This is a genomic window from Hallella colorans, assembly GCF_003096815.1.
Lineage (GTDB): Bacteria > Bacteroidota > Bacteroidia > Bacteroidales > Bacteroidaceae > Prevotella > Prevotella colorans.
In genome coordinates this window covers 20,226-42,114 of sequence record NZ_QENY01000022.1, presented here as the reverse complement: position 1 = coordinate 42,114, position 21,889 = coordinate 20,226, and the positions used below count along the sequence as shown (strand labels likewise).

Genomic DNA, 21,889 nt, shown 5'->3' with positions numbered 1-21,889 from the left:
ATAAACTTGCTTCCCGACAAACAGATTATACAAAGCAAATTCTACAATCATAGCTTAATCCCTTTGTTTTTCTTATTTTCTGCTTTCTCTGAATGCTTGAATTCAGCACATAAGTACTCATTTAGGTCTTTATAATTCTGGAAGACGGAAGAGCAGTCTTGAACATCAAAACCGTCTCTTTTGAGTTGTTCTAAAGTTCGCTTTCCTCCTTCATCATTATCTAAATATGAATAGATGAGCTTGTGCTTTGAAAGAAAAAATCTTGACTTTTTGATATTATTAATCGAGTTAAGTATCAGTGCAGCTTTCTTCTCTTCCTCTGGACTCATCGTAAGCAGACTAAGATAATACATAAAACCTTCAAAAAGATTGATTTGTTCTGAAGGACTGGGAATATACGACAAATTGGAAGGAGACAAACACCCTTTGAAGTATGGATTGCGCAACGCATACCCATAAGAATTGTTTGGAAATCCTATTGCGTAAAAACTCCTATCACCAATTCTATAATGGATTTCCCTACAATATTTTTTCGCAATGTTCAGATTGATTCCTCTATGTGTGAAATATTCCATGAGATTCGGATGACATAAGTTGGTAGAGCTGATAATCTCTATACATGATTGGCTTGGAGAATTTGTTTTACTATTAGCTATGGATAATTTCGGCAGGTTATTTTGTTTGCCATTAAACAACTCTATAGCTTGTACTAAACTGCAATTATGTAATTTCATAACTAAATCTATAAGACTCCCACCTTCATCAAGTGCAAAGTCATACCATAGATTTTGGTTATAATCAACTTTGAAACTTGGAGTATGTTCATTTCGGAATGGACTTTTATACATTCCGTAATAGCCATAATTCTTTATAGGGTATATAGACATACTACCTAAGTAATCTTTAATTGATATTGCTTTAATTTCATCTATTGTCATACTTGTAACTTTTAAGTTTATTACTTACTACAATGTGATATTCTTGTAAGTCATTGACAATGAAAGAAAAACATGTAGTACTAACTATCTTTGTAGTAATCATTGCATGTGTATATGGTAGACTGGTAGTAATGAGGTAGTAACACCCTATCTAATAGTTTACTACGGTCTAATCTTTTTTCTTTCAATGCTTTATCTCTCTTTGTAGTAAAGTAGTATTAATAATTAGTATTGTAACTTTGAATAAAGGGATTGGGAACAATCTTGCGTATATGGTAGACATACATTGGATTGCCACCTATCCTTTTGGATTTCCGCAAGAAGCCAGCCTTTTTCAAGGCTTCTCCCATTCTCCTTTCACTTAGGTTAAGCGTTGTATATCCACGCAAATAGTTTAGGATTTCAGAAGTGGTCATATAACTCTCTTCGGTTGCTGCTGGTTTTTCCATGCCTTTAAGAAGCATTTCATACTCAACAGTCTGCACTTGAAAACCTTCGCTCTCTTGATGCAGTTCAGCTATTTCCTCTTCATTGAACCAATAATGATAGTCAACTCTCCACAATTCAACTGCTTCGGAGTACACCTTATTGATATTAACCTCTTTAGCTGCATCAATATCAATATGTTCAACTTCAAAAGGTAGAAAGCGACGACTTCCTGTCGGATCTGTTAGAAAATCATTACCATTAACTGATGCCATAAAGCTTGCTAAGTGAGGATACTCCTCGATGTAAGTGTCGTATGGTCTACGATATTTTACTCTTGGTGTCGTTATCAGATTCTTCAATTCATTCTCATCCCTTTTATTGAGTGCTTTTAGCTGGTCGTCAATATTGATAAAAAGGTATTCCGCAATCAGTGTTTGTACATCTTTTCCTTGTGGGTCAATCTTTCCTGTGAAAAGATAACTCTTCAGTTCTTCTGGACAGAGTAAATCAAGGAAAGTTGTTTTGAATTTTCCTTGTTCACCTGTAAGAACTAAACATGTATGATTACGACACTGTAAATCATCCATAGCATTGGCTACGACAGCAACCAACCATTTTACAAAGTAGTGTTTCCATTTATCAGGATTTCTCACCACAACACAATTTGCCAACCTTATGATTTCAGATTCATCTTCACCTTTAGGCTTTGGAAGATTCAACAAATACTCACGAATCGGGTTAACTTTATTGCAAAAGTCGCTCTCCAATATTGCTCGAATATTATCTGCTGGAGTATATATTCCCAAAGTCCCATCTACCAGCCGCCGCATAGAATTAATATCATATTTAGTAAGAGGACGGAATGAAGTATTAGGATCTTGTTCTCGAAACTCTGTTCTACTTTTAACTGTATTAAAACGAAAAGCATAATGTTCTTTCAAGAATTGTTCTATGCGTTCATTCTTAGATTGCTTGGCTCGCCCTTCAGTTCTTTCCTTTTCCATAATGCATATATTTATAAAAGGGAAGAATCAGAATGTTTCTCAGAAATAAAAGCTTTTGCCTCCTCGTTGATTTCGGCAACAGTCTTTTTCTTACCTCCTTCAATCCATGCCAACAACTCATCTTCAAAAAAATAGAGATGCTTACCATTCTTATAACAAGGTAGTAAGCGTTTACGTACTAAGGTGTAAACCGTGGGTTTGGCTTTCCCTATAAGTTTACACGCATCATCTATTCCAATAGGAATACGTTTGGGAGGAACAATAGGGGGTTGTCCTTTACATACTAAATTCTTGATTTCAGCAACTTCGCTGACTAAGTGAGCAACTGCCTTTGGCAAGTTCTCAAAAGTGATTTCATTTTGTACCATAATACTTGTTATTGATTTTTACGGTGCAAATGAAAAAAGTGTTTCCTCTGTGTCCTAAGACACTGAAGAAACACTATAAAAACACAATAGGTTTGTGTGTTATTCTGTTATTTGGTGGTCAGAAAGGCTTTGTACAATGGGTATAGTGCCTTTCTTCTCGTCATCACGGAGATGACTTTTTATACTTCCAACTTCTACATCTTTGAATGTGGTGGCAAAAACCTGCTTAAGGAACTGCGAAATTTCATCTTGTTTGCCAACTCTAAAATGATTCCATATATTCCAACCAAAATGAAACAGGTCTAAGGCAACTAAACCTTTGATATTAATTGGTTCAACGTGTGATAAGGGAAGCTTAGCGGAGTACAACTCTATATATTCACAAAGCTTGAGCAAATCTTTATCTGAAACATAAGGTGCGAATTGCTGTTGAGTATATTTAATAGCTATAGCACGTTTATCTTGTACTTTCTTGTCCATTAACTTTTGTTGCTGTTGCCGAATTGAGTCAAAGTCCATTAATTGTTGCTGTTGTGCGACAGATGGACTATCAACACCGTCTACTACTTGTCCTGCCTCAATGTCGGATGTATTATCATTTGTTTTATCTTCTTGTTTCTTTGGAAAGAAAAACTTGACTAATGCCGTAAATAGTCCCTCTACCAAAATAGACAATATAGAATAAATGATGATGCCTATGGCAACAACACTCCAAAAGACTATTTGTGCAGTAAATTCATCAATCCCTAAACGTAAGGCAACCACTCTTGCGAACAACGCAATGATGACACAAACAACAAGAACGGACAGATATACTACAATATGTTCAAAATATTTGGTATTCATATTATGCTGTCGAATTAAGTTTTATCATTTTCAATATCTATTTGAATAGCATTGGCTGCTTTATTTTTCTTTTCATCGACAACCTTTGCATATACTTGAGTTGTTTTGACATTTGTATGCCCAAGCATCTTGCTTACAGTATAGATGTCTGTGCCGTTTGCAAGTTGAAGGGTAGCAAATGTGTGCCTAAAACAATGAAAGCTGAGGTGCTTCTGAATACCAGCTTTTTCAATCCATGCCCTTAATGGACGAGAAATCCAAGAAGGATTTGGTAACCCTTCAAAAACGAGTTGTTCTGGTTGTCTTGGCTCTCCGCAAAGCTTAAACGCCTGTTCCGAGATAGGCATATACTCTACCCCTTTTGTCTTTTTCTGAGTAAAGAGAAGTTTGGTTTGGTTTCCTTCGATGGCTATTTCATTCCATTTTAGTTTTTGAATATCGCAATGTCTCAGTCCTGTCAGAGCTGAGAATAGTGCTGCACGTTTAAGTACATCACGTTCACAGGGGGTATTAGCTAACTTATTCAGTTCATCAAGGGTTAAGTATTCCCTTCGGGATTCTTGTTCCTGTATGCCTTTGATTTTTGCAGATAAATCTATGGTCAAATATCCGTCTATGAATGCTTGTTTGAGTGCAGCCTTAAAAATAGAAAAATATGTAGAAGCTGTGTTTCGTGATATTGTCCCTTTTTTACTTCCACCACAAGGAGCAGATAACAAGAAAAACTTGAAATCTTCAGCTAATCGGTTGTCTATTTGTGAAAAAAGAAGCGTGTCTCCAGCAAACATTTTTAACAAAACATGTACTCGCTCCCAGTTTGTTTGAATTGAAAGGGAACTATTACGGTGTCGCTTATCTGCCACCTTATCAAAGTACTTAATGAAATTTTGTTGTAATCGTTCTTTCTGTTCTGCTTGTGCGGTTTCTGTGTCACTATACAAGCTTGCATTATCATATTCACGCTGCCGTAGTTTTCTAACACTATCTGCATAAATACAGGCCTCTTGGTCTATCTCACTTTTACACAAGATAATTCCATTCAAACCTCGTTTAGGTTTGAATGTTTGGGTTGCTTCGGTTGTACGAGCTGTTCTGCTTTTGTCCCAAATAGGAGTAGTGATTGTTCGGTTTAGATACTCACGCACTCTTTGCGGAGAATCTTTTCCAGCTACTCTCACAGGATAGCTTTCTATATACATGTACCATTCTTTTCGATAAGCACTCTTTCGCAATCGTACTGTTGCCTTTGTATTATCAAGTTCCTTTCTCATTGTATGTCGTGGGTTAGGGTTTATACAAATTGTCTATCTCTGATTTTGGCGCATAGACGTAATTACCAATCTGCCTTGTTGGAATAGAATATTTGCGAATATGCAGATATACAGTACTATCATGGATGCCAAACTTCTTGGCTATTTCTCCAATCGTATAACAATCTTCAGGCTCAAGCCGATAAGTCTTTACTTCTGATTGTTTTTCTTTTCTTCTTTCATCGTAAGGACGTAGATTAAAGCGTTCTTGTAAATCAGCTTTGCAAATACGTATCATCCTTCGTCCGAGGTTATAATAACGAACTTGCTTATTCCTGATTAAGCGATAAAGGGAGTCGCGACCAATATCAAATAATGCAGTTGCATCAGCTATTGAGAGATAAGGTTGATTCTTCGGAACTCTCGCAGCCTTTTCTCTTTTCAATGCATCTAACAGTTCTTCCTTTTTTCTTTGTTTGTATGCAGCTTGAGAACAGTTCTTAGAGCAATATCTAGAGGTAAGCGTCTTTGCAATAAAAGATTTACCGCAAATTTCGCATTTCCGCTCTATTTGAAATTTTGCACTCGCCATACTATTTGTATCTATTTGATTATCAATTTATCTTTTCAATTAAGTCGCACTTTATCTCCCATTAAGTCGCGGCACAAATATGGTACAAATATAAGCACAAAAACGATTAAAAACGATAAGATTTAATCATTATTAAGAAATAAAAATCCCAGCAACTTATTATGTTACTGGGATTTACCTATCTTTAATTAGCGTTTATTAGCACTTTTACTTCACTTCCTCAAAGTCTGCGTCTTGGATGGTATCATCCTGCTTTGGCTGCTCCTGCTGTGCCTGCTGACCAGCGTCTGCGCCCGGCTGAGGACCGGCTTGCGCACCTTGATACATCTGGGCGCTGGCTGCCTGCATAACAGTGTTGAGGTTATTGATAGCAGTGTCGATAGCCGCTACATCGGCAGCCTTGTGAGCATCTTTGAGCTGCTGCAAAGCTTGTTCAATACCACTCTTCTGATCGGCCGGAACCTTATCGCCATTATCCTTCAAGAAGTTTTCGGTGGTGAAAATCAAAGAGTCTGCCTGATTAAGTTTATCCACTTTCTCGCGCTCCTTCTTATCAGCCTCCTCGTTGGCCTTAGCCTCATTGCGCATGCGCTCTATTTCCGCGTCGCTCAATCCAGAAGAAGCTTCGATGCGTATCTGCTGCTCCTTGCCAGTGGCCTTATCCTTGGCGCTGACATTCAATATGCCATTGGCATCAATGTCAAAGGTCACCTCTATCTGTGGCACACCACGGCGAGCGGGAGCTATGCCCTCAAGATTGAACTGTCCAATGCTCTTGTTCTGTGCCGCCATTGGGCGCTCGCCCTGCAGCACATGGATCGTCACGGCTGTCTGATTATCCACTGCCGTGGAGAATGTCTCGCTCTTCTTGCACGGAATGGTACTGTTGGCATCGATGAGCTTTGTCATCACACCACCCATTGTCTCGATACCGAGCGTCAATGGAGTCACATCCAGAAGCACTATATTTCCTGCTCCACTCTCCTTGTTCAAAATAGCACCTTGGATAGACGCACCCACGGCCACAACCTCATCGGGATTCACACCCTTGGATGGCTCTTTGCCGAAATAGTTTTTCACAAGAGTTTGCACGGCGGGTATACGAGTTGAACCACCCACAAGTATCACCTCGTCTATTTCCGACGTCTGAAGTCCAGCGTCTTTCATTGCTTGCTGGCATGGCACGAGGCACTTCTGGATCAGGTCGTGAGCCAATTGCTCAAACTGCGCGCGGGTCAATGTTTTAACCAAGTGTTTTGGCACGCCTCCCTCAGCAGATATATAGGGCAAGTTTATTTCGGTCGTTGTCGTTGACGACAATTCTATCTTGGCCTTCTCGGCAGCCTCTTTCAAGCGCTGCATAGCCATCGGGTCTTTGCGCAGGTCAATGCCCTCATCATTCTTAAAGTTGTCAGCCAACCAGTCAATAATCACGTGGTCAAAGTCGTCACCACCAAGATGGGTGTCACCATTGGTAGACAACACTTCGAAAACACCACCACCAAACTCAAGGATAGAGATATCAAACGTACCGCCACCGAGGTCGAACACGGCTATTTTCATATCTTTGTTAGCCTTGTCCACGCCATAGGCAAGAGCCGCGGCTGTTGGCTCATTCACGATACGCTGTACGTTAAGGCCTGCTATTTGGCCTGCCTCCTTGGTGGCTTGGCGCTGCGAATCAGAGAAATAAGCAGGCACCGTGATCACAGCGTCGGTTACCTCCTGTCCCAAATAATCCTCAGCCGTTTTCTTCATTTTTTGCAATATCATTGCCGATATTTCCTGCGGCGTATATGGATGGGCAGCACCCTCTATCTGAACTTTTGGAAAACCATTGTCATTTATAACGGTGTAAGGCATCCGCTCAGCCTCTTTCCTACTCTGCTCGTATGTCTCACCCATGAAACGTTTAATGGAGTAAACGGTGTTCTTGGGGTTAGTCACGGCCTGACGCTTGGCGGGGTCGCCCACCTTGCGCTCGCCATCTTTCACAAAACCAATCACCGAAGGAGTAGTACGCTTGCCCTCCGAGTTGGTTATCACTACTGGCTCATTGCCCTCAAAAACGGCAACGCAGCTGTTTGTAGTTCCTAAATCTATTCCGATAATCTTTCCCATAATTGTATTATAATTTTTATTTGTTATTAATCTTTTTATGTCATTTGTTGTTTGACCATTATTAAACAAACGTTATGCCACAGGAAAGCAACTGACAAAGTGGCACATTTTTTCTTTCAAATCATGAGAAAAGATGGCTTCATAAGTTCATAAGAAGTTAGGATGGATCATAAAGAGCGGGCGTATGAGCCAAAACATACAGATGGTAAATGCCGCTTTAGGGTGACCGAAATCGTCAGGCACATTAATAACGATACATCAAAACATTGTGTAACAAGGCTTTTATGACAGCTCTTACCGTCTTTTGATATCTCATGTCATTGGCCCCGATAAAACCATAAGTCTCCATCAGCTGCAACGACGAGCCTAAAGCCTCATTTCCGTAAGTTTGCGTGAACGTTTGCAACTTTTCGTTCCAACCGTTTCTCAGTTCATCTTTTCGTACCATGTCGGCCTCTTCGCGCCACTATTTGGCCCTGTCATATTTTGCAACATATTGGCTATCTTAGTTCCTCGGTCCAACGCCACCAAACAAATCACTTTTTACAACACAAGATGTTGTTCCTTGCCACGTATTTCCCAAATTCCATTGTCTGGCAATAGCCTAACTTTTCGCGTTCAAGGGTCATATCTATGACCTTCTCATTGAACGCGAAAAGCATGCAATATGTCTATTATTTATGATATACGCTCACATCTTGGAGCGTTTTCGTGCCACACACCGTGCTCTTTATAAAATGCGCCGTGCTCTGCCGCAAAGTCTACGGACGAACCATCGTTCCAATGTGGCATGGTTTCGTCCACTGTTCACCACCACCTTGTTTCGCTTGTCATCGTTCAGCTTTCGCAACACATGTATGATATCTTGCATGGTGATGCAACTGCGGAGTCTTTCTTAAATTCCACCAGCGTACCATCGTAATTGAGCAAGATGAGATACTTGCGGGTGTGGGTATATCACTCGCGCCACGCATTACAAATTACAAGTTTGGCTGTATTGCTCGCCAAACCTATTGGTAAAGACTATCTTTACCTCCTTGGTTCCCTTCGAAGGTTTGAATCGAAACAAGTGTCTGGTCAGATCATCGGCCTTCTTTCCCAACTTGGCTTGTTGCACTATGTAAGCCTCGTCAATATCCACAAACTGCTCCATCGCACCTTTGCATTTGCCATCCTCATAATATTCCACTTTGCAATGGGGGTCGTAATCCCACACATTGGCCACCACCGCGGCTGGCTGACTTCTGAATTGGCCTGGTATGTAAACCCTAAACTGGTTTGATATGTCACCCTTGGTGGGTTTGAAATGCCACTTCACGTCGTTGCCATTCACATCTACCACCAAGTAGCCGTTGGGTGCGCCACACACGCTGTAGTCGCCTGCCCACCATGAGCCGCATGCAGCGCCAATATTGTGCTGATAAAAACGGGGAGTGACCTCTATGTTTTGAAAAAAGTGCGTGTGCCCACAAAAGAAGTGCACGTCATAGTCTTTCATTAAGTTTACCACTTCTTTGGCCCCACGAAAGTTGCCATCCCTACCCTCTTTGTTCCATCCGGCAGCGTGCATATTTACAAAAACCACACTTCCCTTGGGCACATACTGCAAATCGTTGGCCAGCCATGCCAATTGTTGGTCAGTAACGGCCTCTATGTATTGACGTCGGCCCACATAGTTAATGTTCTTCATTGTTATCACGTGCACATTGCCTATATTAAAAGAGTAGTCAGTAGGCCCGAAAAACTTGTTATACAGGTGCTCCGCGTATACGGGCGATCCAAGGCGCATATTGTGCAAATCTTGGTATCTCTTGTCATGGTCATGGTTGCCGATGGTCTGAAACACGGTGATACCAACCATGTCGCACGTTTGAGCAAACTCCCCATACAGGCTCAGGTTGTCAAACATCATGTCACCAAGGGTCATGCCTATGACCTCTCTGTATCTTTTCAAAGAGTCGGCCACTTGACGCATATCTCGCACTGTCTCGTTGCGCCACCTGCCCATCTCCTCCTCGTTGAGCACCTGTGGGTCTGATATGGCGATATAGCTGAACGACGTGCATGGTTTCTTACGCTTGGTCAGCACGAAAGTGTTTTCCACATTTTTCACCACTTCGCGCATGGGCTTATAAAACACTGCCAAACCATCGCGCGCTGGCAGGAAGTATGCCGCTGGCGTAGATATACTCACAAATTTGCAATAAGTGGTGTCGGTGGAGAAACGCCACGCGCCATTCTTGTCTGTTTGTACAAAATGCAGGCCATCGTTCACCACCACATTTTCTATGCCACGACCCTTGCTGTCCACCACCTTGCCACCTATCTCAAAAATGGCGTTTTGGGCTGCAACACTCACGCCTATCTGTATTAACGCAATCAGCACCAATGTTTTTTTCATCATCTATATTCTTTATTATTTTTGGATTGTTTTATTTAAAGTTCGTCAAAGCTGAGCTAAACAAACGCCCACTGCAACTTCTTTTCCTCCTCCATTTTGCCGAACGATATCATAAAGCACGACATTGTGTATTTTGATGGCAAAAGTACACACTAATTGTTTCATAAACGTTACACAACCATTGCAATCAAATAACAATCGTGATACATACTTATCGTTTTTAAAAAAAAGGTTGGGGAAGATGCGTCTATAAGAGGATATGTAAAAAAAACTGAGCTATTTTTCTATCTTTTCAAACAGACGTTTTAGAAAACAAACACGCAAAAAAAACGTAAAACATAGGCAAGAAACAGCCGATATTTTTGGGTAACCAGCCGTATGGTATCTAATGGCACGGCGTTTCAGGCCTAAAGCGGCGACGTTAAAGCTCCAATCGCATTGGCATTAAGGCCTAATCAGCCTGCGATTAAATAGCAATCACAAGGCTCTGAAACGCTTTTTTCGGTACAAAAAAGCTCCAACGTGCATAAGATTTTGATACATAACCGATTAAAAAGGTCCTTCAATTTTCGCGTTTTTGCGACCGACCACTATGCCACTTGCAAAAACACTAAGCACAAGCGAGTGTTTGTCGGATATTTTCATGGCTCCAACTACGCTATCACATTCTACCCATCCACCTATCGTGGGCATGGCGATATCCTCGCGCCAATCTATTGGCGTAGACGCTCACGAAAAGAATTGCTCTTGTTGAGATAGGTGGTCAGTGCCAAAACACTAATAAAGGCTATGCCCAACGACACCACATACATCACCGACGCAAATGTGTCGTAAAGTCCGTGAAGCACGGCAGGGATGGCCAAAGCCAAGACATAGAGACTCTTTTTATAGCGAGGGTATAGATTGGCAAAGCCCACGAAATAGCCGCATATACCACCCCAAAGCGCATGTAAGAATGGTAACGAGGTGAGACGCGCTATGTTCAAGAAGAAGGCCGAGGTGTAATCAGCCTGCGCGTTGACCGTGACCTGATACTGCACACCCTCGAAAACGCCAAAGGCTATGCCCGACATTAACCCATAGTACACCAACGTCTGCGGAAGTATCGGTTCCTTGGCTCTACGCACAAGCACCAAGAGGGGCAGCATTTTGACAAACTCCTCGGTGACACCCACGCCCAACACATACCCAATGATACTCGCTGGAAAAGGCATCTTGGTGAAAAAATAGAAAAAATTGAGGCTGTTAAGTCCCGAGAAAATGAGAAAAACGATGAGTTGGGTGAGAAAAAACAGCTGTGCGGTGGTAACTATTTTGACTTGTCTCGTGCGAAAGAAATAGTAGAAAAACATACCCCATATCACCGCGAAATAGAGCGACACGGCATAAAACACCAAATAGCCGCCTATGGGAAACATAAGCAACACCGACAGAGACAAGCCCACCACGGCAAGGATGAGTAACCGCGTGTCGTCGCGCCAACGCCGATTGATCATGGATTGCCGAGGAAAAATGAACTCTGTGCCTATGGCTCGCAACTGCTCGCGCAACGTGCCATGGGCGCGCACTTCAGGGCGAAAGCCCCGCAACTCAAGAAAACGAGCCACCGTGCCGCACTCGCCACTAACGGCATCGCGCGCCTTGTCGTGCATGAGCAATTTGCCATCCTCCACGTATTTGGCCACAACATCCTCCGTATAAGGACCGTACTCACGGTCGTTTCTGATAATGTATATCATCTTGTCAGTGTTTGTTATGGCAAAAATAAGCATTATTATCGAGGGAAAGTGGCCGCGAAGCATTTTTTTTGAAATAAAAAACACACAATCGGAAAAAAGTGACTAAATTTGCAATAGCTATAATTTAAAATCAACAACAACTATGAAAGCTATCAACACAGACAAGGCACCGGCCGCCATAGGCCCGTACAGCCAGGCTATCCATGCCGGCAAATTGGTATTTGTAAGCGGCCAGCTGCCCGTAAATCCGGCCACAGGTAATTTCGCCGAGGGAGGCATCAAGGAGCTGACACGTCAGAGCCTCACTAACATGAAGCACATTCTTGAGGCCGAAGGCTTGAAGATGAGTCAAGTGGTAAAGACCACCGTCTTCCTGGCAGACATGGCAGACTTCGCCGAAATGAACGAGGTGTACGCCGAGTTTTTCAGCAAACCTTTCCCCGCCAGATCGGCTATAGCCATCAAAACGCTGCCCAAGAACGCACGCGTGGAGGTGGAGTGCATCGCCTCGGAAGAATAACACATTATACTTTGCCTTTATCGTACACCACGGTTTGACTGCGACGCATGTCGAACCGTGGTTTTTGTTTAGTGCCACGCAGGTCAAATGGCCAGATGCGGCTGTTGCCATTTAGGGGCAATGAAGCGGCACGGAGGGTCTCGCAATGGCGATCACGCTGAAAAAAAACGTTTACGAAAGGCATGTAACCACCTTAAACAACTTTTTCAAAACGTTAGTGCACTATTCAGATAATGTTTTTATATCTTTGCATATAAATAATATGATATATGATTAAAAAGATAGTTCTCACAGCCGTACTGCTGATAACGACAGCGCTCTCGTCGCACGCCGTGCTGAAAGAGAAAGACCTCGTCAGCACATTGGCCATTCTCAGAGAGGAGCTTACAAACTATCACATGGAGCTGGAACGGCAAGTGTCTGACATGAAAGAGCAGCAAGAGGCCGTGACCGAGCGCGTACTGGCGGCGCTGAGGCAGAGCCAACAAAACGCCATCATGCTCTACTCGCAACAGAGCAACAACATCTTCGACCTGACCTACGCCTGCCACGAGGCCACCGAACAATACCACAAGTTCAAGGTGAACGCTGCCCCGTTTCGAGAATATATCAAAAACGCCAACATTGAGGTGAACCGATACGACAGCCTGATAAACGACCTTAACACCATGTATGTGCAGGGATTGCCACAAAAAGCCAAGCTTGATCGCGACGTATGCCTCACCCTTGCCATCAGCATCAAGCGCACGCTGAAAGACAACCGCACCCAGATGCAGCAATACGTGACCATGTATGAGGAAACCGAAGAACGGCTTAAACACTTGGACAACTATGCCAACAAACGATACCAAGACATCCAAGGCACCATCTTCAACAACGCCGGCGACAACTATCTGAAAATATTGCGTAACCTGCGTACCCACATGCGAGAGACGGGCACGTCGGTAGAGCAAAAATACAAATCCCTCTCGAGCGCTGACTCTGATTGGGACATCAAGGTCATTTTAGGGTTGCTGGTGGTATTGGTGCTGGGAAGCCTCATAGCGGCAGTGCTCAATTACCTCACCATTGGGTTTGCCCTGACCCGGATAATGAAGACTAACAAATTGAACTTCGTGCTGCGATGGTTTGTAGATGAGAAAGAAAAAATAGATATCAAAAGGACCTTCCAAGCTAAACGGCTGTACATCATCTTGGCTGCGACGGTCATCACATTCGCCATCATATTAGGCGTGGTGAGATTGGTATGGAACCAAAACTTTATCATCATGGCATGCAGGCTCTTGGTGGAATACGCGTGGCTCTCAGGCGTGATACTCTTATCGCTGCTCATCAGGCTCAACGCCAGCAAGCTAAAGAACGGTTTTCGCATCTATACGCCCATCATGGGCATCTGCCTGATAGTAATATCGTTTCGAATTATATTGATACCTAACGACCTCGTAAACCTCATTTTCCCACCCATACTATTGATTTGCATGATATGGCAATGGTATGTGACCAAGAAATACCACCACAAGTTGCCCAAAAGCGACATTATATACTCGTACATCTCGCTCGCAGTGTTTATCGTGAGCCTTGTGGCCGCCTTCATAGGCTATACGCTCCTGTCTGTGGAGATGCTCATATGGTGGACCATGCAGATGACATGCATATTGACACTGACATGCGTCTCGTCGGTGCTCAAAAACTATGGCAACGCTCCCCAACGGCAATATTTTAAGGAAGAAACGCCCATCACTCGCAAATGGCTATTCATGTTGGTCTATAAGGTGATGTTGCCGGCGGCTGCGGCCATATCGGTGCTGGTGTCGATATATTGGGCTGCCGACGTGTTCAACCTGAGTAGCATGACCCGAGAAATATTCAACATGCGGCTTATCGAGTCTAAAAATTTCACGTTGAGCCTGTACGCAGTCACGGTGGTGGTAATCTTGTTCTTTGTTTTCGCCTACATCAATCGTGCCGTCATGTCACTGTTGCAATACAACTTCTGGCTCAACGAACAAGAACAAGCCATGCGCGAAAGCCGATTGACTAATCGAGACTCTGTGACAAGTCGTATGGCCATGTGGCGTAACGTGATACAGGTGCTCGTATGGGGCGCATGGGCACTCGTAACAATGAACATCTTCAATATCAACAACACGTGGATTGTAGCCATTTCGGCCGGTTTGTCCACTGGTGTAGGTTTTGCATTGAAAGACATCCTTGAAAATATCTACTATGGCATATCGCTCATGGCCGGACGTATCAAGGTGGGCGACTATATCTCCATCGACGGAACGCGGGGCACCGTGAAAAGCATTACCTACGTTTCGACCATGCTCGAGGCTTTGGACGGCTCGGTCATCGCATTCCAAAACTCTCAACTCTTTGCCAAAAACTATAAGAACCTGACTAAAAATCATGGCAACGAGCTTGACACTGCGGTTGTGGGCGTGGCCTATGGAAGCAGCGTCAAGGAAGTGAAAAAAACCATTGCCGAAGCGGTAAGACGCGTCAACAAGCCCGGATACATCAAGTACATAGACACGGTGGTGGCCAACTTTGGCGACAACTCGGTGGACTACAAGGTATTCTCATGGGTCGATTCGCGCAACCAAGCGTTCGCCCACGGCGACATCATGGAGGCCATTTACGACGCACTGAACAAGAAGGGCATAGAGATACCATTCCCACAACGCGACATACACATGATAAGCGACGCCACCAAGCAACCAGCGCCTATCACTACCGAGGAAGAAGCAATGAAGATTATCAACAAAGAAAAACAGAAATAAGCATGAAAAATAAACATACGGCACCCATATTCATTGCAGGGCCATGTGTGATCGAGACGCCGAGCCTCTTGGACACAGTGGCCGAAACGCTCGTAAACATAAACCGCCGACTGGGCACGGACATTATCTTCAAGGCCTCGTTCGACAAGGCTAACCGCACCTCCATACACTCGTTCAGGGGGCCCGGCATAGACAAGGGATTGCAAATGCTGGCCGACGTGAAAAGTAAATATGGGCTGAGCCTCATCACCGACATACACGAGGCATGGCAAGCAAAACCTGTCGGTGAGGTTTGCGACGTGATACAGATACCCGCTTTCTTGTGCCGTCAAACCGACTTGTTAGTGGCCGCGGCTCGCACGGGACGAGTGGTGAACATCAAAAAAGCGCAATTCTTGTCGGGCAGGGACATGGTTTACCCTACGCAAAAAGCACAAGAGAGCGGTGCCAAGGAGGTGTGGCTCACCGAGCGAGGCAACTGTTTCGGCTATAACAACCTTGTGGTAGACTTCAGAAATATAGCCGACATGAAAGAAATTGTGCCCACTGTCATCATGGACTGCACTCACAGCGTACAGCGACCAGCGGCAGGAAAGGGCAAAACCACCGGAGACCGCAAGTTCGTGCCAGCCATGGCAAAGGCCGCACAGGCCTTCGGAGCCACCGGATGGTTTTTTGAGGTGCATCCCACGCCCGATGCTGGACTGTCTGACGCAGCCAACATGCTGGAACTTGACAAACTTGAAACCTTAATAGAGACGCTATTATGAAAACTGACACACCCGAGGAGCGTATCTCCCAATCGGTAGGATACGCCCGACAATGCTTGATAGACGAGGCGCAAGCCATCAACGACCTCACCAAGCAGATAGACGAAAACTTCACGCGAGCCGTGGACATGATATACCATTGCCACGGCAAGGTCATCGTGACAGGCGTGGGAAAAAGTGGCAACATCGGTGCCAAAATAGCCGCCACACTGGCCTCCACGGGTACACCGGCCTTTTTTATTAATCCGCTCGACGCTTATCATGGAGACCTTGGCGTAATGACATCAGACGACGTGGTGCTGGCTTTGAGCTACTCTGGGCAAACTGATGAGCTATTGAGATTTGTGCCTATCTTGCTGCACATGAAGGTTCCAATTATCGGTATAAGCCGAAATCCTAACTCGCTGCTGGCCAAATACTCCACCGTGCATCTAAGAGTATGGGTAGACCATGAGGCATGCCCTCTCAACTTGGCGCCCACCACGAGCACCACCGCCACACTGGCTATGGGCGACGCACTGGCCGTGGCGCTGATGAGAGTGCGCGACTTCAAACCACGCGACTTCGCGCAGTTCCATCCCGGCGGCGAGTTGGGCAAAAGATTGCTCACCACTGCAGAAGACGTGATGCTGACAGAAGACATGCCCATCGTGCCCGAGGACATGCACTTGGGCGACGCCATCATCCAAGTGTCGAAAGGCAAATTGGGACTTGGCGTTACCATTGACAACCAAAAACGGGTCACTGGCATCATCACCGATGGCGACATACGCCGAGCTATGGAGCGATGGCAAGCCGAATTTTTCAACCACACCGTGGCCGACAGCATGACAAGGCACCCTAAAATAGTGAAGCCAAACACCAAGATAGCAGAGATACAGCACATTATGCACCAATACAAGATACACTCTGTATTGGTATGCAACGACGACATGCAACTACTGGGTATCGTGGACAGCTATGCCACAACATTGTTAAACCAACCAGAATGAGATCATTCTATTATATATTAGTAGCGTTTTTAATCCTTTCCAACTCTCGGGCAGCGGCCCAGTCCAGCGACTCGCTCATAGTGAGATACCTTCAGGAGTGCGGCGTGACATTTTCGCGAGACAACAGCGTGACGTTACTCAATAATGGGCAGGAGAAGTTTGACGACCTATTCAAGGCCATCAAGCAGGCCAAATCGAGCGTGCACCTTGAATATTTCAATTTCAGAAACGACTCCATCGCTTCCCAACTGTTCAACCTGCTGGCCGCCAAGGCTATCCAAGGCGTGGAAGTTCGCGCGCTGTTCGACTCTTTTGGCAACGCCAGCAACAACAGTCCACTGAAACGACGACACCTCAAAGCTATACGCGACAGGGGCATAGAGATATACGAGTTCGACCCAATAAGATTTCCGTGGATTAATCACGTGTTCTCGAGAGACCATCGCAAGATCGTAATCATAGACGGCAAGGTGGCCTATACGGGCGGCATGAACGTGGCCGACTACTACATCAAGGGCACTCCCCGAGTAGGCGAGTGGCACGACATGCACTGCAGAATACAGGGCACAGAAGTGAACACGCTGCAAGGTATCTTTCTCAACACATGGAACAAAATAGCCAAACAAAACGTGCACGGAGCCAAATATTTCAGGGGATTGGGCGACGACAGCTATTTTAAGGGGCTGAAAGAAGACACCTGCGACACCTCGGGACACAAAATGGTGGGTATCATCAATAGAGAGCCACACACATCAAACAAGATCATACGGGAGTTTTATACCAACGCCATTAGGTTCGCGCGTGACAGCATACGCATCATAAACCCATACTTCACGCTCAACCGAGCACTCAAACGCGAGTTGAGGCACGCCGCCAAACGTGGCGTCAAAGTGGATATCATGCTCTCCGTGCGCAGCGACGTGCCGCTCACACCAGATTGTGGATATTACAACGCTCACAAACTAATGAAAAAAGGTTGCAATATCTGGATGTTCAAACCCGGATTTCACCACACCAAGGTCATCATGGTAGACGGCAAATTTTGCACCGTCGGGTCGGCAAACCTCAACGCTCGCAGCCTATCATGGGATTACGAAGAGAACGCCGTGATCGTGGATCAATGCACCACGAGCGAACTTGACAAGCTCTTCGACCGTGAGAAACAAAGATCTTTCAAGCTCACTGAGGAAAATTGGGACAAATGGCGCACTCCCTTGCAAAAGCTCACGGGATGGTTTGCCCATCTCCTCGCACCATTTTTGTAAGACGAAAAAAAAATGATTAACCGTGAGGCTAATATTCAGACAACTTGAAATGAAACATGCCATTCGATCCATCAAAAAGCTAACATTTCAAAAAAAGTACAAGCATAAGGCAAAAAAACACCAATCATTTCACTGATTTTGCAATAACTTTGCAACATGTAGTTATTCAAAAATAATCGCTACCATATCCAATTCTGTTTCCTAATCAGCCTGTCTGTTAATAAAAAGAGCGCGGCAAGCTGCACAACTGACGTTATGCAACAGAATGACAAAAGAGCGACACGAAGATGGCGACTAACTGAAATGATAATAAAAACGATGGCAATCTATACGCTTAATTTTGTGTAGCTACTAAAACAATAACACAATGATAATAGGGTATCAAACCGAAAATATCAACGTGAAATTTAAAACCTAATAAAAAATGACCGTATGAAACAAAGTATTACCTAAACAAACGTACAACAAGGTTATACCGTCTATTCGTCGTTACGCCCATACATTTATCATATAAATAGCACATAATATTCTCAATGAGTTTAGTATAACCTATCACTCTTTTCTCATAATATGACTAAGAACCAAGAAAATAAAATATAACATGAACTCAATCTTCCGAAAAACATTGTTGCATGCCGGCGCATACATCGTGTTAGGCATAGGCTTTTCACCAGCCGTAAACGCCGCATCCAGCCAAATTGCCCATGAGGCCGTACAGCAACAAAAAAACATCAAGGGTGTCATCAGCGACAATCAAGGGCCTGTGATCGGCGCCACCATTATGGAAAAAGGCACCAATAATGGCACCGTGACCGATATCGACGGCAAATTCTCTCTCAGCGTGAAACCCGGTGCCACGCTCGTAATTTCTTACATAGGTTACAAAACACAAGAAATCACGGTGGGAAATAACAGCGAGTTTAACATCTCGTTAGTTCAAGACTATCGAAATTTGGACGAAGTGGTGGTGGTAGGATACGGTGTTCAAAAAAAGAAACTTGTAACAGGAGCCACTGTCGAGGTGAAAGGCGACGATGTTGCCAAACTCAATACGACACAAGTTTTGGGCGCATTGCAGAGTCAAAGCCCCGGTGTCACGATACAAGCAGCGTCTGGTCAGCCCGGCGATGGATTTAAAGTGGCCATTCGTGGCGCAGGCACCAACGGAGACACCAAGCCATTATACGTTATCGACGGTGTGTCAGGAGGTGATATCAACAACCTAAATCCAGCCGACATCGAGCGTATTGACGTATTGAAAGATGCCGCTTCGGCCGCCATCTACGGATCAGCCGCTGCCAACGTCGTTATACTCATAACGACAAAGCAAGGCAAAGCTGGAAAAATTCAGGTGAGTTACGACGCCAATGTGGGTTGGCAGAACGTGTATCGCATGCCTGATCTGCTGACAGCAAAGGAGTATATGGAAGTACAGAACTTAGTACGCCACAACAGTGGAGTTGAACTTTACGACTGGTCAAAGTTCATTGACGCAGACTTATTGGCCGCTTATAAGGATGGGAGCAACCCTGGCACAAACTGGTTGGAATTGCTACGCAACAAAAACGCTATCATAACGAACCATAGTTTAAACATAACAGGAGGCTCAGAACGTTCCACTTTCAGCACGGGTATTGGTTATCAATATCAAGATGGTATTTTCGGCGGTAAGTTTGCCAAGTCTGATTATCGACGTTTCACCATTCGTCTAAACTCAGAACACGTCGCCTTGCGCAACGCCAAAGGTATGGATGTGCTAAAAATTGGAGAAAATATATATTTCAATCACCGCCAAAACCAAGGTATACAGATAGGTAATCAATATGGCAACGTTATCTCTGACATGCTGCGCGCCAACCCTCTGGTACCACTCTATGACAGCGAAGGAAACTACTATGACAACGAAGACCTCAAAGCTTCGGGGACAGAAGGATGGTATAGCTATAATTCATATACTATCAATCCTATCTACGACATGGTAAACTCGCAAAGTGCCAACAATAAAAGTAGGGGCTTCTCACTCAGCGCCGTGGGATATTACGAGATACAACCCATCAAGAATTTGATTTATAGAGGACAATTCAACTACAATCATAGCTCGTGGTCGTGGCGAACATTCCTGCCCAATTTCAACGCCAACGAGAATACAGCAGGCAAAAAACGCACTACAGACCAAGTGCTTCAACAACTTGGACTTGGCTGGGGATGGAGCACCACACATACCATCAACTATAAGTTTGACCTACTAAAAGACCATCATTTCGATATTTTGGCAGGTACAGAATACGGCGAATCAAAGCCAAGTTTTGGTGAATCAATGGAAGGCAGGTCCACTAACAGTATTTTTGGCGATTTCGCCCATGCCTACCTTTCGCTGACTAACGATCGCGACGGTAAGGCTACCGTATCTGGCACACCTTACGGAGATACAAGAGGACTGTCTTATTTCGGTCGTATCAACTATAATTTAAAGGAAACTTACATGCTCACAGCCATTCTTCGGGCTGATGGCTCGTCTGTATTTGCACCCGGTCACCGATGGGGTTACTTCCCCTCTTTCTCCGCTGGATGGGTCATTTCTAATGAAAACTGGGCGCAACAAGCCCAAAACGTAATAGATTACTTTAAGATCAGAGCAAGTTGGGGACAGAACGGTAACAAGAACTCTGGGCCTTTTGCATATCAGGCCACTTTTGCGTATGACAATTACTCCAATTATTCGTTTGACAACAATAAGGACAGCTACACCCAAGGAGCCAGCCCATCACGTCTTGCCAATAACGACCTGACATGGGAAACATCCGAACAGACAGATATTGGCTTCGACGCGCGCTTTTTTAAACAGCGTTTAAACATGAACTTCGACTGGTATTACAAGAAAACCAAAGACTTATTGCTATATGTTCCCGTTGCGGCCACAACAGGTTTTGATACCCAATGGAAAAATGCCGGCACCGTTCGCAACACGGGTATAGAGCTATCCTTGAATTGGCAAGACAGAATTGGGCACGATTTCACGTATGGCATTAACTACAATATTGCCTTGAACGACAACCAAGTGACACAAGTGAACAGTTCTCGCAAATACAACGAGGGTGGCTACGACAACCTTTCACAAAACACTGGCTATATGGCGCGCTTCGAAGAGGGTCATCCCATCGGCTATTTCTATGGGTATAAGACAGGCGGCGTGATCCAAAACCAAGCTGATCTCGAACGATACATTGCCAACAACTGTAATGGAGACGTTGCCAACTCATTACAAGGCAAAGGTCTCAAACCCGGCGACCTCAAATTTTTAGACACCAATGGCGACGGCATCATCAACGCCGACGACAAGACAGAGCTTGGCGACCCCAACCCAAATGTTACCATGGGTATGAGCGTCAGCCTTGGCTACAAGGGCTTTGACGCATCGTTAACAGGCTATGCCTCCTTGGGGCAACAGGTAGCACGCTCTTATCGAAAGTTCACTGACGGCGAACAAGAAAACTATACCTCTGAAGTGTACAGCTATTGGGTGGGTGAAGGCACCTCGAACAGATATCCGTTGCTTGCCCGTATGAACGTAGGCCCCAACTGGCAACAAGTCTCCGACATATATATAGAAGACGCAAGCTACTTCCGGTTTCAAAATTTGACGATCGGATACGATTTCAACAAGCTATGGAAAAACAGTCCTTTCCAACGTCTACGTTTATATTTCACCGCCCAAAATCTATTGACGATTACCAAATTCAAAGGCATGGATCCAGAAAATGGCATGGCGCTTAACAATAGCGAAGCATGGGTAACAGGCGTTGACGTGGGCAATTACCCACAACCACGCACTTATTTGTTTGGCGTCAATATTCAATTTTAATAAAAACAA

At 44.4% G+C, this 21,889-nt stretch carries 16 protein-coding genes and 1 pseudogene; 6 read left to right on the top strand and 11 right to left on the bottom strand.

The features are described from left to right. Nucleotides 1-47: 47 nt before the first annotated feature. From C7379_RS10410 to C7379_RS10365, 11 genes and pseudogenes are all read right to left on the bottom strand, one after another. Nucleotides 48-938 (bottom strand): toprim domain-containing protein, encoded by an 891-nt coding sequence (locus C7379_RS10410; RefSeq protein WP_116617253.1) that lies wholly within the window; start codon nt 936-938, stop codon nt 48-50. Nucleotides 939-1,156: 218 nt separating this feature from the next. Further along, nucleotides 1,157-2,371 carry a virulence-associated E family protein gene (locus tag C7379_RS10405; RefSeq protein ID WP_116617252.1) on the bottom strand — a complete coding sequence of 405 codons (1,215 nt, stop codon included), beginning with the start codon at nt 2,369-2,371 and terminating at the stop codon, nt 1,157-1,159. Nucleotides 2,372-2,382: 11 nt separating this feature from the next. Next, nucleotides 2,383-2,739: a helix-turn-helix domain-containing protein gene (locus C7379_RS10400; RefSeq protein WP_066266679.1), complete on the bottom strand. Its 357-nt coding sequence runs from the start codon at nt 2,737-2,739 to the stop codon at nt 2,383-2,385. Nucleotides 2,740-2,838: 99 nt separating this feature from the next. Next, nucleotides 2,839-3,585, bottom strand: coding sequence for a mobilization protein (locus tag C7379_RS10395; protein WP_116617251.1), 747 nt, complete (start codon nt 3,583-3,585; stop codon nt 2,839-2,841). Between the two features lie 14 nt (nt 3,586-3,599). Next, the gene (locus C7379_RS10390; protein WP_116617250.1) at nt 3,600-4,856 is read right to left on the bottom strand and encodes a site-specific integrase; all 1,257 of its coding nucleotides are present in this window, start codon (nt 4,854-4,856) and stop codon (nt 3,600-3,602) included. A gap of 13 nt (nt 4,857-4,869) precedes the next feature. Further along, entirely contained in the window at nt 4,870-5,427 is a 558-nt protein-coding gene (locus C7379_RS10385; protein WP_021902972.1) for a helix-turn-helix domain-containing protein, read from the bottom strand. A gap of 207 nt (nt 5,428-5,634) precedes the next feature. Next, nucleotides 5,635-7,548 carry a molecular chaperone DnaK gene (gene dnaK / locus C7379_RS10380; protein WP_116617249.1) on the bottom strand — a complete coding sequence of 638 codons (1,914 nt, stop codon included), beginning with the start codon at nt 7,546-7,548 and terminating at the stop codon, nt 5,635-5,637. Between the two features lie 165 nt (nt 7,549-7,713). Continuing rightward, nucleotides 7,714-8,145, bottom strand: a pseudogene (locus C7379_RS13015) (glycoside hydrolase family 15 protein); the annotation flags it as partial. 133 nt (nt 8,146-8,278) lie between these two features. Next, on the bottom strand, nt 8,279-8,419 hold the full coding sequence (locus tag C7379_RS12765) for a hypothetical protein (protein WP_165815064.1): 141 nt from the start codon (nt 8,417-8,419) through the stop codon (nt 8,279-8,281). A 102-nt stretch (nt 8,420-8,521) separates the two neighbouring features. Next, nucleotides 8,522-9,952: a calcineurin-like phosphoesterase C-terminal domain-containing protein gene (locus C7379_RS10370; protein ID WP_243406781.1), complete on the bottom strand. Its 1,431-nt coding sequence runs from the start codon at nt 9,950-9,952 to the stop codon at nt 8,522-8,524. Between the two features lie 710 nt (nt 9,953-10,662). Further along, the gene (locus C7379_RS10365) at nt 10,663-11,688 is read right to left on the bottom strand and encodes a PrsW family intramembrane metalloprotease (RefSeq protein ID WP_116617265.1); all 1,026 of its coding nucleotides are present in this window, start codon (nt 11,686-11,688) and stop codon (nt 10,663-10,665) included. A gap of 142 nt (nt 11,689-11,830) precedes the next feature. Here C7379_RS10365 and C7379_RS10360 point away from each other — a divergent pair, with 142 nt between their 5' ends. From C7379_RS10360 to C7379_RS10330, 6 genes are all read left to right on the top strand, one after another. Continuing rightward, nucleotides 11,831-12,208: a RidA family protein gene (locus C7379_RS10360; RefSeq protein ID WP_116617247.1), complete on the top strand. Its 378-nt coding sequence runs from the start codon at nt 11,831-11,833 to the stop codon at nt 12,206-12,208. 269 nt (nt 12,209-12,477) lie between these two features. After that, complete coding sequence (locus C7379_RS10350; RefSeq protein ID WP_116617245.1) at nt 12,478-14,991, top strand: mechanosensitive ion channel family protein; 2,514 nt, start codon at nt 12,478-12,480, stop codon at nt 14,989-14,991. A gap of 2 nt (nt 14,992-14,993) precedes the next feature. Then, on the top strand, nt 14,994-15,761 hold the full coding sequence (kdsA, locus tag C7379_RS10345; protein WP_116617244.1) for a 3-deoxy-8-phosphooctulonate synthase: 768 nt from the start codon (nt 14,994-14,996) through the stop codon (nt 15,759-15,761). Next, entirely contained in the window at nt 15,758-16,753 is a 996-nt protein-coding gene (locus C7379_RS10340) for a KpsF/GutQ family sugar-phosphate isomerase (RefSeq protein WP_116617243.1), read from the top strand. The genes kdsA and C7379_RS10340 overlap by 4 nt, the downstream gene beginning before the upstream one ends. Further along, nucleotides 16,750-18,018, top strand: coding sequence for a phospholipase D-like domain-containing protein (locus C7379_RS10335; protein WP_116617242.1), 1,269 nt, complete (start codon nt 16,750-16,752; stop codon nt 18,016-18,018). Before C7379_RS10340 ends, C7379_RS10335 begins: the two co-directional genes overlap by 4 nt. 601 nt (nt 18,019-18,619) lie before the next feature. Continuing rightward, complete coding sequence (locus tag C7379_RS10330) at nt 18,620-21,880, top strand: SusC/RagA family TonB-linked outer membrane protein (protein WP_116617241.1); 3,261 nt, start codon at nt 18,620-18,622, stop codon at nt 21,878-21,880. Nucleotides 21,881-21,889 lie beyond the last annotated feature (9 nt).

Excerpts from the sequence above, each read along its gene's own strand:
- C7379_RS10410 (WP_116617253.1), bottom strand. The coding sequence starts at position 938 with ATGACAATAGATGAAATTAAAGCAATATCAATTAAAGATTACTTAGGT.
- C7379_RS10365 (WP_116617265.1), bottom strand. The coding sequence starts at position 11,688 with ATGATATACATTATCAGAAACGACCGTGAGTACGGTCCTTATACGGAG.
- C7379_RS10330 (WP_116617241.1), top strand. The coding sequence starts at position 18,620 with ATGAACTCAATCTTCCGAAAAACATTGTTGCATGCCGGCGCATACATC.
- C7379_RS10370 (WP_243406781.1), bottom strand. The coding sequence starts at position 9,952 with ATGATGAAAAAAACATTGGTGCTGATTGCGTTAATACAGATAGGCGTG.
- C7379_RS10400 (WP_066266679.1), bottom strand. The coding sequence starts at position 2,739 with ATGGTACAAAATGAAATCACTTTTGAGAACTTGCCAAAGGCAGTTGCT.
- C7379_RS10340 (WP_116617243.1), top strand. The coding sequence starts at position 15,758 with ATGAAAACTGACACACCCGAGGAGCGTATCTCCCAATCGGTAGGATAC.
- C7379_RS10390 (WP_116617250.1), bottom strand. The coding sequence starts at position 4,856 with ATGAGAAAGGAACTTGATAATACAAAGGCAACAGTACGATTGCGAAAG.
- C7379_RS10335 (WP_116617242.1), top strand. The coding sequence starts at position 16,750 with ATGAGATCATTCTATTATATATTAGTAGCGTTTTTAATCCTTTCCAAC.
- C7379_RS10385 (WP_021902972.1), bottom strand. The coding sequence starts at position 5,427 with ATGGCGAGTGCAAAATTTCAAATAGAGCGGAAATGCGAAATTTGCGGT.
- C7379_RS12765 (WP_165815064.1), bottom strand. The coding sequence starts at position 8,419 with ATGCAAGATATCATACATGTGTTGCGAAAGCTGAACGATGACAAGCGA.
- dnaK (WP_116617249.1), bottom strand. The coding sequence starts at position 7,548 with ATGGGAAAGATTATCGGAATAGATTTAGGAACTACAAACAGCTGCGTT.
- C7379_RS10360 (WP_116617247.1), top strand. The coding sequence starts at position 11,831 with ATGAAAGCTATCAACACAGACAAGGCACCGGCCGCCATAGGCCCGTAC.
- C7379_RS10405 (WP_116617252.1), bottom strand. The coding sequence starts at position 2,371 with ATGGAAAAGGAAAGAACTGAAGGGCGAGCCAAGCAATCTAAGAATGAA.
- C7379_RS10350 (WP_116617245.1), top strand. The coding sequence starts at position 12,478 with ATGATTAAAAAGATAGTTCTCACAGCCGTACTGCTGATAACGACAGCG.
- C7379_RS10395 (WP_116617251.1), bottom strand. The coding sequence starts at position 3,585 with ATGAATACCAAATATTTTGAACATATTGTAGTATATCTGTCCGTTCTT.
- kdsA (WP_116617244.1), top strand. The coding sequence starts at position 14,994 with ATGAAAAATAAACATACGGCACCCATATTCATTGCAGGGCCATGTGTG.